This window comes from Stenotrophomonas sp. C-A (assembly GCF_054030835.1).
Genome location: NZ_CM132916.1, coordinates 905968 through 918387, shown reverse-complemented (window position 1 = coordinate 918387; position 12420 = coordinate 905968). Strand labels below are relative to the sequence as shown.

The following is a 12420-nucleotide window of genomic DNA, read 5'->3' as shown; positions in this document are numbered from 1 at the left end:
TGCTACCGGGCGGAACCAGAAGTCCGTCCCCCGAAGCGAGTCCGGCATTTTCCGGGAGTCGCGAAGGAATTGCAAGCACTTCTTCACATTGATGTGCAGGGGCCGGAACGGGAGATCAGAGCTGCTCCGCCGAGATCACACGCACGGCGTCCCCATGCTCATCCAGGAATGACAGCGTGGCCTCCCCCTTCGGCGTGACCTGCAACTGCAGGCGCGGCTGGCCCGCTCCGTCGAGCAGCTGAAGCATCGCATTGCGCGACTGCCTCCTGCCAGGAAGCACACAACGAGTAATCGCTTGCACACCTGCGCGTGCAAGCGCTCATCTTCGGCCGAGAACATCGGCCGCCGCCGTCCATCGGCAACACCGTTTCGATCACGTCGATCGACGCACTGCGTTGAGCCGTCGCCTCCATCAGCAGGCCAGTCAACGCCAGCGAGGTGACACCGCCGCAGTACAGGGTAAGCCGCCGTTGGTACCCGCGCTGTCGATGCACTTCGGCCAGTACCTGCTTTACCTCTCCCGCGCCTTTCGAAACTGCATCCGTGACGAGCGCCAGAAGGCGCGTGCCGCATGCACCGAACGTCAGGCGCAGGCAAACAGCTCGCCACCGTCGGACCCACTCCCGAGTGACGTGAATGATTGGTGAACGAATCGTGAATGAATCTCAAACAGGAATGGGGGAGATCCGTTCATACAACGTTAGCTGCAGGACATGGAACGCGAGGCGCGCGTTTGCAACCATGCCGGTTCCTGCAATGAAGGTGAGATCAATAGATGAGCAAGCGGCTAATCGGATTCGTCGCGCTGGCAGCGGTGCTGGCAGTGGCAGCCGTTGCAATGAACGGCTACCGGCAGCAGCCGGCTGCCGATGCCACGGCAGAGGAATCCGGGAAGAGTGGCAGCCTTGATGAAAGGCCCGACCAGGGAAGGCAGCTTCCGGCGTCAGGTGCGGCGGCCGCGCAGAGGCTGGAGCGGGACAACAAGATCCCGCCAGGCTCGTACAAGGCGGTGGGCCCCAAAGCCTACGAGATCGTAAGAGGCAACGAGTTCCGGCCTCCCGGTGACGCGCTCGCCCACGTCAAGCAACTGATGCTGCGCTCCGAATCCGGAGATGCCACGGCAACCTACGAAATCTATCGAACCATCGAGCAGTGCCAGACCTTCATCTCGGATCGCGCTGACAAGCTGGCGGATTCAGCCACCACGGTCGGGTCCGGCAACTGGTTCCTGGAGCGATCGGAACGAATCCTCAAAGAGTGCGAGTCGCTGGCTCTGGATCAGGACATCTATCACGCCGATTGGCTTTCGAAGGCCGCCGCCATGGGCTCGCAGGAAGCGATGCGCGCTTACTCGCGATCGCCGGAGAAAGTCATCGGTTCGCTTGATGACGCAATCCGTGATCCCGCGGCGCTCGAGGCGTGGAAGGACACCGCCACCGGATATCTGCGCGAACTGGAATCGCAAGGGAACGTCAATGTCATCAGCGACATGGCGATGGCCTACACGTATGGCGGCATCGTTCCTGCGGATCCCGTTGCCGCCCTGGCGTACACCCGCGTCCTCAACCGGCTGGACCCACGTTTTGCCACCACCACTGACATTGCCAACCATGAGAAAAACCTGAGCAGCCAAGAGAAAGAGAAAGCCCGCATTTCATCGAACGAAATCTTCAAGAACTGTTGCATCCCACGATAAGGACCTATTGTGAAAGCTAGACTGATTGGGATTATCCCTTCGCTTGGTAGAAACTCCATTCCCGCCATTGCAGGCGTGCTGCTGTTCATGGCAGCCGGGAGCCTTCAAGCGAAAAAGCTTCCTGGCGTCATCAACTGCACCGCCGGATGCACGCTGACAACCCCGTATCCCGATCCGGTGACCAACCAGCAGCTTTCCCAAGAGGTGCAGAAGCTCAATGACGGCCGGACCACCGTCTGGACAGCCCAGACGCGAGTCCAGACCGGCGATGTCCTGACCGTCTGCAACGGTATTTCCTGCGTCAACTACACGTGGCGAGGTGCAGGTTTCGACTCCGGCGAAGTGATTTCGACCGTCCTCCCGCCCAACTCCCGGGGCGGTGGTGGTGGCGGCGGTGGTGGTGGCGGCGGCGGCGGTGGCAGCGGCCCGATCAGCGGCGGCTGCCACGGCAACTGCGGTGGCGGCAAGGTCCGGGTGGGCGAACTGGAACAGATGTGATCCATCCAGGGCGCACTCGACCAGAGTGCGTCCATCGCGACATGGAAAAGGCCAGCGCATAGCGCTGGCCTTTTTCGTTGCCGGGCGCATTGCCCATCCCAGGCGGCGCTGCTCAAGCACCTGCGGAGTGAGCCGATCGTCGCCAGACGCAGGTTCACCGCAACCCGCCTGGCATCACGCCGTGCGACTGCACCCCAGGCAAAGGGCATCTTTCATCGGACAAGAGGAAGGCGGAATGCTCGCCACCCAGGATTGCCCAGCCATCGAATGGGAACCGATGTTCGCGGGCGTGATTTCATAAACCATTGATTCCAATGGCGCGCCCGACAGGAATCGAACCTGTAACCGCCGGCTTAGAAGGCCGGTGCTCTATCCAGTTGAGCTACGGGCGCCCGAACCGGAACGGTGTCCAATCCGACGTGATGTGGGATTGGTCGGGGTAGAGGGATTCGAACCCCCGACATCCTGCTCCCAAAGCAGGCGCGCTACCAGACTGCGCTATACCCCGGTCTTGCAATCCCCTCGGGCCACGCCCGGGGAGCTGGTCATTGTCGCCAAGCGCATTGGGAACTGTCAACGCAGGATGTGCAGATCCGGCGCCTGCCACAACGCCGAAAGCAGTCATCGGCTATGCTCACGCCCATCGGCCGGATGGCCGTCCAGACCCTCATTCGCACGGAGAACGCGCATGCGCAGCGGCAACCCGGCTCTTTCCGAGTCCACCTTCCTCGACCTCGCCAGCGGCTCGGTGGTGACCAGCCCCGACCAGGCAATGACCCTCAACGGCACCGTCAACAAGACCGGTTTCCTGCTGCTGTTGACCGTGCTGACGGCCGCTTTCGCCTGGAACCAGACCATCGACGACTACGGTCAGGTTTTGCCCGGTGCCAGGCTGTATGCCATGGGCGGCGCCATCGGCGGCCTGGTGCTGGCGCTGATCACCGTCTTCAAGAAGGAATGGTCGCCGGTCACCGCGCCGATGTACGCGCTGGTGGAAGGCCTGTTCCTCGGCGCCATCTCGGCCGTGTTCAACGCCAAGTTCCCGGGCATCGTGTTCCAGGCCGTGCTGCTGACCTTCGGCACTCTGTTTGCGCTGCTGTTCGCGTACCGCAGCGGCCTGATCAAGGCCACCGAGAACTTCAAGATGGGCGTGGTCGCGGCCACTGGCGGCATCGCCCTGCTCTACCTGGCATCGTTCGTGCTCGGCTTCTTCAACATCAACGTGCCGGTGATCCATGACTCCAGCTGGCTGGGCATCGCCTTCAGCCTGTTCGTGGTAGTCGTGGCCGCGCTGAATCTGGTGCTGGACTTCGACTTCATCGAGACCGGTGTCGCCCAGCGTGCACCGAAGTACATGGAGTGGTATGGCGCATTCGGCCTGATGGTGACCCTGGTCTGGCTGTACGTTGAATTCCTGCGCCTGCTGTCGAAGATCCAGCAGCGCTGAGCCGCAACATGCCATAGACGACAAAGGGCGCCCTTCGTGGCGCCCTTTGTCGTTCTCCCTCAGCGCGCCAGCAGTACCGGCAGCGACGACGCCAGCAACGCGATGCCTGACGCGGTCAGCAGGCCCAGCACGACCTGCCGGAAGCGCGCCTCGCTGATGCCGATGTAGACCCGCGCGCCCAGCAGGGTCGGCACCAGCATGGCCGGTGCCACGATGGCGAAATACGGCAACATCTGCCGGCTGACCAGGCCGCTGCCGACATAGGTGGCCATGGTCACCGCCAGCATCGCCAGGTTGAAGTTCTGGATGACCGCACGCTGTTCGTCCTTGCCGAAGCCTCGCAGGGTGCTCCACAGCGTCGGCACCGGCCCGGCAAAGCCGCCGATGCCACTGAACACACCACCGGCCATGCCAGCAATCGCATCACCGATACGGCCGCCGACGCGGACCGGAGGCAACGAGCGCGCCATCAGCATCACCGGGCACCACAGCGCCAGGAAGCCGCCCAGCAGTGCCTTGAACCAGTCCATGTCCAGCTGCGGCAGCACCATCACGCCCAGCGGAATGCCGGCCAGCCCGCCCAGCACGAAGGGCAGCAACAGGCGCAGGTTGAATCCACGGCGCACGGTGAACACAGCCACCAGCTGACCGACCAGCGCACCAAACACCGACAGCGTCGCCGCCAGCCGCGGCTCCAGCCCCCATGCCCAGAACGACATCGCCACCATGCCAAAGGCGAAGCCGGACAGGCCCTGCACGAATCCGGCGACGATCGCGCCCAGCGCGACCAGCAGATACACCGACTCCATCACCACCTCGGTTGCAGCCGCGCGACTACCCTGCCGCACCCATCTGTGCAGGGTAGTGCGCCGCGAGGTGCTCGACCAGCGCACGCACCTTGGGAGCAAGCGCACGCGCATGTGGATACAGCGCGAAGTAGCGCCGCTGTCCGGCGTGCCAGGCCGGCAGCACACGGATCAGGCGGCCGGCACGCAGGTCTTCCTGCACCGTCAGCGCGGTGAACAGGCTGATGCCCATTCCCGCCAGCGCGGCGGCATACAGCGCTGGCGTCGCATCCACGCGCAGGCGTTGCCCGGCCTCGACGCTCGCACTCGCACCGCGCGGCCCCTGCAACTGCCAGGGCGGCATTGAAGGTGTGGGACTGAAGCCCAGCAGCGTGTGCTGCGCCAGATCCGATGCCTGACGCGGCAGACCATGACGCGCCAGATAGGCCGGTGCAGCGACCAGGATGCGCGGGCAGCTGGCCAGTTCGCGCGCGACCAGCTGGCTGTCCGGCAGCGAGGCCGCGATACGCAGCGCCAGGTCAAAGCCACCACCGACGACATCGACCAGTTGATCATCGGCCGACAGGTCAAGCGCGACCTGCGGGTAGCGCTGCAGGAACGACGGCAGCCAATGCGGCAACTCCTGGCTGGCCACGACCTGCGGCACGCTGATGCGTACGATGCCACCGGGCTGCGCTTGCCCGGCACGCACGCGATCATCCGCTTCCTGCAGGCGATCCAGCAGCGCTGCCGCCTCGCGGTAGTAGTCGCGACCGGCCTCGGTCAGTGACAGCCGGCGGCTGTTGCGATCGAGCAGTCGCACCTGCAGATGCTCTTCCAGCTGCCGCAGTTGCCGTGACATCGCCGAATGGGTGGTCCCCAGGCGCTCGGCAGCGGCAGTGAAACTGCCTGCGTCGACGATGGCGCGCAGCGCACGCAGGGCGGCGAAGTGATCCATCGGCGAGCGACTCCAGGTGACGGGGCCCACGGCATGCGGGCCCCACCAGCTTATCAAGCGCCGTCGCCAGCCTTGCGCACCGGCAGCGCCAGGATCGCGTCGGTGCTCATGACATCACCGAAGGCGTCTTCGATCTGCGCCAGCGAGGCGTCATGCAGCGCGCGATGATCGATGCGCTGGCCACCGGCCAGGTCCAGGTCGCGGCTGGCGCTGGCATCGGACGATACGATCACCCGGTAGCCGCGCGGTGCCGCCGCCGCGTCGCGCGCAGCACCGGCCACGCAGGCATGGGTCTGCAGGCCGGTGAGGATCAGCGTGTCGATGCCGGCATCCTTCAGCACCGTGTCGAGCACCGCGGCCGAGTTGCCAGCGAACACGCTGACATTGTCCTTCTGCACCACGGTCTCACCCTCGCGCGGCTGCAGGTCGCGATGGAAGGCGGCATTGACGCTGCCCTGCGCGAACAGCGGTGCGCTGGCCGGCAGCACATGCTGCACATGGATCACGCGGATGCCGTGAGCATCGGCGAACTCGACCACCCGCCTGGCCTGGCGCAGTGCGGCCACGCCATCGGGAATGACCATGCGGCCACCAGCAAAGCCGGGCGCGGCGCTGGCATCGAAGTATTCGTTCTGGAAGTCGATCACCAGCACGGCGGTCTTCGCTGCATCCAGCGAGGCCGCGACCGGCGCGCCGGCCATGTGGCGGATGGTGGGATGGGCCGGCTCGGCAGCGGCGACCGGAGTGGTGGCGGCCATGCCGATCAGGCTGGCCAGTCCGAAGGCGGTGAGGTTCATGGTGTGGATTCCTGCGCGGTGGATGTGAGGCACAGGATGCGGAGCGATTGGCGCACGAACCAGCCGTGCGGGGGCACATGATCTGTGCGAAAACCGCACAACCGATCATTCCGTCATCCACGCATGGCGTGGATCTACCGGAAAACGCAACGGGGCGCCCGAAGGCGCCCCGCTGTGGATCCAACCGAGGTCTGTCGGCCGCTTACAGGCGGCTGGCAATGGCCTGGGCAAAGCTCATGGTGGTGCCGGTGCCGCCCAGGTCGCCGGTCAGCGAGTCCTTGGCTTCCATGGTCGCCACGATGGCCTTGCGCAGGCGCTCGGCGTTCTCCGGCTGGCCGACGTGATCCAGCATCTGCGCGGCTGCCAGCAGCAGCGCACACGGATTGGCCTTGCCCTGGCCGGCGATGTCCGGCGCGGTGCCGTGCACGGCTTCGAAGATCGCCGCGTCCTTGCCGATGTTGGCACCCGGGGCCAGGCCCAGGCCGCCGACGAGGCCGGCACACAGGTCGGAGATGATGTCGCCGAACAGGTTGGTGGTGACGATCACATCGAACTGTTCCGGACGCATCACCAGCTGCATGCAGCAGTTGTCGACGATCATTTCCTGGAATTCGATGTCCGGGTACTGCGCGGCCACTTCACGGGCGACATTCAGGAACAGGCCCGAGGTCGACTTGATGATGTTGGCCTTGTGCACGGCGGTGACCTTCTTGCGGCCGGTGCTCTTGGCCAGCTCGAAGGCGTAGCGCACGATGCGCTCGGAGCCCTTGCGGGTGATGCGGGTGCCGGAGAAGGCGGTCTCGCCGTCGGCCGACACTTCCTGGCCTTCGGCCAGGTACGCACCTTCGGTGTTCTCACGAACGGTGATCAGGTCGACGTTGTCGAAACGCGACTTGGTGTTCGGGAAGGTGTGGGCCGGACGCACGTTGGCGTACAGGTCGAAGTGACGGCGCAGGCTGACGTTGATCGAGGTGAAACCACCACCGACCGGGGTGGTCAGCGGGCTCTTCAGCGCGACCTTGTTGCGCGCGATCGATTCCAGGGTCACCGCCGGCATCAGGTCGCCGTGCTTTTCCAGGGCCACCAGGCCGGCGTCGGCATCTTCGTACTCCAGGCCAGTCTTGAGCTGGTCGAGCACGAACAGGGTGGCGTCCATGATTTCCGGGCCAATGCCGTCGCCGCGGATGACCGTAATTTTCTGCGTCATTGATCGATGTTCCGAACAGGGGGAAAAACGCCGTCCGGACGTGCCCGGAAACGCCGGCGCAAAGGAAGTTTCACCGGCAATTATGCCTTAGCCGGGCCCGGCTACCCAAGTAGACCATGGTCCTGACCCCGGCAAAGGCATAATTGCCCGCGCATTCTTCCTCTACCCCCGCCTGTCGGCGCGCCCCTTCAACAAGAAGGGGCTCTTGGGCGGTTGGATCGCGGGAAATGCCCCGGCGCGCGGCCGTGATCCGGTAGCGCCGGGCCATGCCCGGCGGCTTTTCGTTCAGGTCTCCGCCGGGCATGGCCCGGCGCTACCTCAGTGCTCGTGCGCTGCCGGGGCGGCGGCGCCGCCTTCCAGCTGGTCGAGGAAGTCGACCGCGCGACGCAGGTGCGGGATCACAATCGAGCCGCCCACCACCAGGCCGACCGAGAAGGTCTCGAAGAACTCCTCGCGGGTCACCCCGGCGTCCTTGCACTGGGCCACGTGGTAGCTGATGCAGTCGTCGCAGCGCAGCACCATCGAGGCCACCAGGCCCAGCAGTTCCTTGGTCTTCACGTCCAGCGCACCGGCCTGGTAGGTCTGCGTGTCCAGCGCGAAGAAGCGGCGCACCACCTGGTTCGGTTCGCCCAGGATGCGCTCGTTCATGCGCTTGCGGAAGTCGGTGAACTCGGCGATGCGGTCCTTGCTGCCGTCGTCGGCCGCGCTCATGCCTGGCCCTGCCCGGCCAGCAGCGGCTCGAGCTTGCCTTCACGGTGCAGGGCCATCATGTCGTCGTAGCCGCCCACATGGACGTCGCCGACGAAGATCTGCGGCACGCTGGTACGGCGGGTCTTGGCCATCATCTTCTCGCGCTCGACCGGGTCCAGGTCGATGCGGACCTCGGTCCACTGCTGGCCCTTGCTCTTCAGGAAGTTCTTGGCGGCCACGCAGTACGGGCAGACGGCGGTGGAATAGATGGTGATGGCGGGGGCACCGCCGGCGGTCTGGGCTGTCACGGGAAACTCCACGATGGATCGACGGTCTACATATGGTACCGGTGCGCTGGAAATTCCACGCCACGGCCGCAACACTGTGGATTAACGAATGGTTGCCCCCTGCCCTGCCACGCTTGGCGCGCCCCGCCCGAGGACCCCCTGCTTGCGAGCCCTGCTGCTGACTACCGCCGTCACCCTGGCCCTGGCCATGCCGCTGGCCCAGGCCCAGGAGAAGCTGCCCGACATCGGCTCCTCGGCCGGCGAGCTGCTGACCCCGGCCCGCCAGGCCGAATACGGCGCGATGATGCTGCGCGAGCTGCGCAACTACGGCTACCTGCTGGACGATCCGCTGGTCAACGACTGGCTGCAGACCATGGGCACCCGGCTCGGCTCCAACAGCGACCAGCCGCGCCAGCCGTACACGTTCTTCGTGATGAAGGACCGCCAGATCAACGCCTTCGCCACGCTGGGCGGCTATATCGGGGTCAATGCCGGCCTGGTGCTGACCGCCGAGCGCGAGGACGAGGTGGCCGCGGTGCTGTCGCACGAAATCGCCCACGTCACCCAGCAGCACGTGCTGCGCGGAGTCGAGCGCGCCCAGCGCGACCAGATCCCGATCCTGCTCGGCATGCTGGCGGCGGTGGTGGCCGCCCAGGCCAGCAACAGCACCTCCTCCGGCAACGCAACGATGGCCGCGATCAGCTCGGGCATGGGCCTGATGCAGCAGCGGCAGATCAACTACACCCGCTCCAACGAGTCCGAGGCCGACCGCCTCGGCATCCGCACCCTGTCGCGCAGTGGCTACGACGTGGATGCCATGGCCGGCTTCTTCGAGCGGATGGCATCTGCGATGCGCGGCAACGAGGGCGGCTACAGCGTGCCCGAGTTCCTGCGCACCCACCCGGTCAACATCACCCGCATCAGCGAGGCCAAGGCCCGCGCCGAGCAGATGAAGAAGGACACGGTGCTGCTGACCACCACCACCCCCAGTGGCGAGCGCAGGGAGCGCGTGGACCCGGCCGATCCCAGCCTGGCCGAACCCCTGTTGCGCGGAAACAACCCGCTGCTGCCCAGCAGTGTGCTGCGCATCCCGATGGGCCAGCTCAGCCGCGGCGCCAGTGGTGACTTCGACTGGGCGCGCGAGCGCCTGCGCGTGCTCAGCGCGGACTCTACCCCCGAGCTGGAACGCGAGTACGCCGATCTGGCCAAGCGCCAGAAGGACGGCCTCAACGATGCCCAGCGCTATGGCCAGGCGCTGGCGGTGATGCGCAGCGGTCGCGCCGGTGCCGCCCAGGCCCGTCAGACCCTGGCAGGCCTGCTGCAGACCCGCCCGGACAATCTGTGGCTGGCACTGGGGCTGGGCGAGGCCGAATCGCGTGCGGGCCAGACCGCCCAGGCCAACAGCCGCTTCGAGCAGCTACTGCGCCAGCACCCCAACAGCCGTCCGGTGGCGCTGACCTATGCCGAGATCCTGAACGAACAGGGCAGCCGCGAGGCCGGCCAGCGCGCGCAGGCCATGCTGCGGCCTCTGCTGTCGCAAAGCAGTAACGATCCGGTCTTCCAGCAGCGGTACGCCCGCGCCAGCGAACTGGCCGGCGACAGCGTGCGTGCCAGCGAGGCCTACGCCGAGGCGGCCTTCCTCAGCGGCCGGCCGGAACAGTCGCTGATGCAGCTGCAGGCGCTCAAGCGCAATCCTGCGCTGGACTACGTCGGCCGGGCACGGGTGGATGCGCGCATCGAGGCAATCACCCCCACCGTGCTGGAGCTGCGCCGCCAGGGCGTGCAGGACCCGGATCTGGACCGCCGCTGAGCGCTGCATGACCGGCCGATGGCAATCCAGGCCGGTTCCGGCCAGGTAGTCACAAACATGTCATCAAACCGTAGTCTACTGGCACCACTCCAGTAACCGAGCCCTACGGTGTCCTCGTGCAGAAACGCATCCTGATCGTCGATGACGAGCCCGCGATCCGTGAAATGGTCGCCTTCGCCCTGCGCAAGGGCGATTACGAACCGGTCCACGCCGGCGACGCCCGTGAGGCCCAGACCGCCATCGCCGATCGCGTCCCCGACCTGATCCTGCTGGACTGGATGCTGCCCGGCACCAGCGGCCTGGACCTGGCCCGCCGCTGGCGCAAGGAAACCCTGACCCGCGAAGTGCCGATCATCATGCTGACCGCCCGCGGCGAAGAGAACGATCGCGTCGGTGGCCTTGAAGCTGGCGTCGACGACTATGTGGTCAAGCCGTTCTCGGCGCGCGAACTGCTGGCCCGCATCCGTGCGGTGATGCGCCGCGCCCGCGAAGATGACGAGGACGGCAGCGTGGCCGTCGGCCCGATCCGCATCGACGGTGCCGCCCATCGCGTGTTCGCCAACGACCAGCCGGTGCCGATCGGCCCCACCGAATACCGCCTGCTGCACTTCTTCATGACCCACCCCGAGCGCGTCTACACCCGCGCCCAGCTGCTGGACCATGTGTGGGGCGGCAGCGTGTACGTGGAGGAGCGCACCATCGACGTGCACATCCGCCGCCTGCGCAAGACGCTGGAACCGTTCAACGCCGAGAACATGGTGCAGACCGTGCGCGGCGCCGGCTACCGCTTCTCCACTGCTACCTGAGTCTCGTCGTGCCGGCGCCACGCACCCGCGGGTGCCGGCGCCGGCAACTCTGCTATAACCCTCGGTTCACCCCAGTGAACCGCCGCACCTCAACGACGAGATCGCAATGCCCCGCCACATCCGCTCTGCCTGGTTGAAGACCCTGGCCACCGTCGCCGCGGTACTGCTGTTCGCCGGATTGGTGGGGTGGTTCACGGGCCATCTGTGGTTGTGCATCGCACTGGGCGCACTGGCCACGCTGGTGTGGCATTACTGGCGCCTGCGCAGCGTGCTGCGCCGGCTGACCGCGCGCCAGCGCTGGGACACCGCCGAAGAAGGCACCGGCGTCTGGAACGAGCTGGACCGCCTGCTGTACCGCAACCAGGTGGAAATGCGCGTGCGCAAGCGCCGCCTGCTGGACATGCTGCGCAGCTACCGCGCCGCCGCCGCCGCGCTGCCCGATGCCGTGGTGGTGCTGGACCGCAACAGCCAGCGTGTGCAGTGGTTCAACGAAGCAGCCACCGCCCTGCTCGGCCTGCATCATCCGGGCGACCTCGGCGAGGCCCTGGTCGAACGCCTGCAACCGATGCCGCTGGCGCATTGGCTGGCTGGTGGCCGCAATGCCGAGCCGATCCTGGACGTGCCCTCGCCGGTCGATCCGGCGATCCGCCTGAACCTGCGCCTGATTCCCTATTCGTCGGATTACTGGCTGCTGATCGCCCGCGACGTCAGCAAGCTGCTGCGCCTGGAACAGGTGCGCCGCGATTTTGTGGCCAACGTTTCACACGAACTGCGCACGCCGCTCACCGTGGTCCACGGCTACCTGGACATGATGGACCCGGAGGATTTCCCGGGAACCGGTCCGATGCTGGAAGAAATGCGCAAGCAGAGCCAGCGCATGGCCCAGCTGGTGGAAGACCTGCTGACGCTGTCGCGCCTCGAGTCGCAGGAACACAGCGAGGAAGAGACCGTGGCCATGCAGCCGATGCTGGCCACCCTGCGCCGCGAAGCCGAGGCGCACAGCCAGGGCCGCCACCAGATCAGCATCGACGACCTGGCCGGCGTTGACCTGCAGGGCTCGACCAAGGAACTGCACAGCGCCTTCTCCAACCTGGTCACCAACGCGGTGCGCTACACCCCGGCCGGTGGCCGCATCGCCGTGGAGTTCCGCCGCGAAGGCGACGGTGCCGTGCTGGCAGTGCGCGATTCCGGCTACGGCATCCCGGCCACCCACCTGCCGCGCCTGACCGAACGTTTCTACCGTGTCTCCAGCAGCCGCTCCCGCGAAAGCGGCGGTACTGGCCTGGGCCTGTCCATCGTCAAGCACATCCTCGGCCTGCACCACGCACGGCTGGAGATTGAAAGCGAGGTCGGCAAGGGCTCGGTGTTTTCCTGCCATTTCGATGCCGACCACGTGCGCCCGCGCGAGTCCGCCCCCCTGACTTCCATCGAAGAATGAC

Annotated in this window: 13 protein-coding genes and 2 tRNA genes; 6 read left to right on the top strand and 9 right to left on the bottom strand. The window is 66.1% G+C overall.

The window, feature by feature from the left end; genetic code table 11:
• Positions 1-115: 115 nt before the first annotated feature.
• Positions 116-247 carry a hypothetical protein gene (locus tag ACW5IY_RS04190; RefSeq protein WP_258009652.1) on the bottom strand — a complete coding sequence of 44 codons (132 nt, stop codon included), beginning with the start codon at positions 245-247 and terminating at the stop codon, positions 116-118.
• 528 nt (positions 248-775) lie between these two features.
• Here ACW5IY_RS04190 and ACW5IY_RS04185 point away from each other — a divergent pair.
• Both ACW5IY_RS04185 and ACW5IY_RS04180 read left to right on the top strand, forming a co-directional pair.
• Positions 776-1696, top strand: coding sequence for a hypothetical protein (locus tag ACW5IY_RS04185; RefSeq protein WP_010483898.1), 921 nt, complete (start codon positions 776-778; stop codon positions 1694-1696).
• A 75-nt stretch (positions 1697-1771) separates the two neighbouring features.
• Positions 1772-2194 (top strand): hypothetical protein, encoded by a 423-nt coding sequence (locus ACW5IY_RS04180; RefSeq protein WP_065427980.1) that lies wholly within the window; start codon positions 1772-1774, stop codon positions 2192-2194.
• 315 nt (positions 2195-2509) lie between these two features.
• On the opposite strand, the gene ACW5IY_RS04175 is transcribed toward ACW5IY_RS04180, so the two are convergent.
• Together ACW5IY_RS04175 and ACW5IY_RS04170 are read right to left on the bottom strand one after the other, a co-directional pair.
• A tRNA-Arg gene (locus ACW5IY_RS04175) sits at positions 2510-2586 on the bottom strand.
• A 39-nt stretch (positions 2587-2625) separates the two neighbouring features.
• Positions 2626-2702: transfer RNA gene (locus ACW5IY_RS04170), tRNA-Pro, on the bottom strand.
• A gap of 180 nt (positions 2703-2882) precedes the next feature.
• On the opposite strand from ACW5IY_RS04170, the gene ACW5IY_RS04165 reads away from it, so the two are divergent.
• Positions 2883-3641: a Bax inhibitor-1/YccA family protein gene (locus ACW5IY_RS04165; RefSeq protein WP_019336559.1), complete on the top strand. Its 759-nt coding sequence runs from the start codon at positions 2883-2885 to the stop codon at positions 3639-3641.
• A gap of 59 nt (positions 3642-3700) precedes the next feature.
• Here the strand turns inward: ACW5IY_RS04165 and ACW5IY_RS04160 are convergent, their stop codons facing one another.
• The 6 genes from ACW5IY_RS04160 to grxC form a co-directional block, all read right to left on the bottom strand.
• Entirely contained in the window at positions 3701-4450 is a 750-nt protein-coding gene (locus tag ACW5IY_RS04160; protein ID WP_049434044.1) for a sulfite exporter TauE/SafE family protein, read from the bottom strand.
• A 25-nt stretch (positions 4451-4475) separates the two neighbouring features.
• On the bottom strand, positions 4476-5384 hold the full coding sequence (locus ACW5IY_RS04155; RefSeq protein ID WP_049434043.1) for a LysR family transcriptional regulator: 909 nt from the start codon (positions 5382-5384) through the stop codon (positions 4476-4478).
• Positions 5385-5437: 53 nt separating this feature from the next.
• Positions 5438-6181: a cysteine hydrolase family protein gene (locus ACW5IY_RS04150; protein WP_049434041.1), complete on the bottom strand. Its 744-nt coding sequence runs from the start codon at positions 6179-6181 to the stop codon at positions 5438-5440.
• A gap of 202 nt (positions 6182-6383) precedes the next feature.
• Positions 6384-7388, bottom strand: coding sequence for an isocitrate dehydrogenase (locus ACW5IY_RS04145; RefSeq protein WP_032129081.1), 1005 nt, complete (start codon positions 7386-7388; stop codon positions 6384-6386).
• 318 nt (positions 7389-7706) lie between these two features.
• On the bottom strand, positions 7707-8099 hold the full coding sequence (locus tag ACW5IY_RS04140) for a carboxymuconolactone decarboxylase family protein (protein WP_005408260.1): 393 nt from the start codon (positions 8097-8099) through the stop codon (positions 7707-7709).
• Complete coding sequence (gene grxC, locus ACW5IY_RS04135) at positions 8096-8386, bottom strand: glutaredoxin 3 (protein WP_010483913.1); 291 nt, start codon at positions 8384-8386, stop codon at positions 8096-8098. The genes ACW5IY_RS04140 and grxC overlap by 4 nt, the downstream gene beginning before the upstream one ends.
• A gap of 142 nt (positions 8387-8528) precedes the next feature.
• Between grxC and ACW5IY_RS04130 the strand changes: the two genes are divergently transcribed.
• From ACW5IY_RS04130 to phoR, 3 genes are all read left to right on the top strand, one after another.
• The gene (locus ACW5IY_RS04130) at positions 8529-10175 is read left to right on the top strand and encodes a M48 family metalloprotease (protein ID WP_049434040.1); all 1647 of its coding nucleotides are present in this window, start codon (positions 8529-8531) and stop codon (positions 10173-10175) included.
• A gap of 116 nt (positions 10176-10291) precedes the next feature.
• Positions 10292-10981, top strand: a complete 690-nt coding sequence (gene phoB / locus ACW5IY_RS04125) for a phosphate regulon transcriptional regulator PhoB (RefSeq protein WP_005408258.1) — start codon at positions 10292-10294, stop codon at positions 10979-10981.
• Between the two features lie 106 nt (positions 10982-11087).
• Positions 11088-12419 carry a phosphate regulon sensor histidine kinase PhoR gene (gene phoR, locus ACW5IY_RS04120; protein ID WP_049434037.1) on the top strand — a complete coding sequence of 444 codons (1332 nt, stop codon included), beginning with the start codon at positions 11088-11090 and terminating at the stop codon, positions 12417-12419.
• The last annotated feature ends 1 nt before the right edge of the window (position 12420 follow it).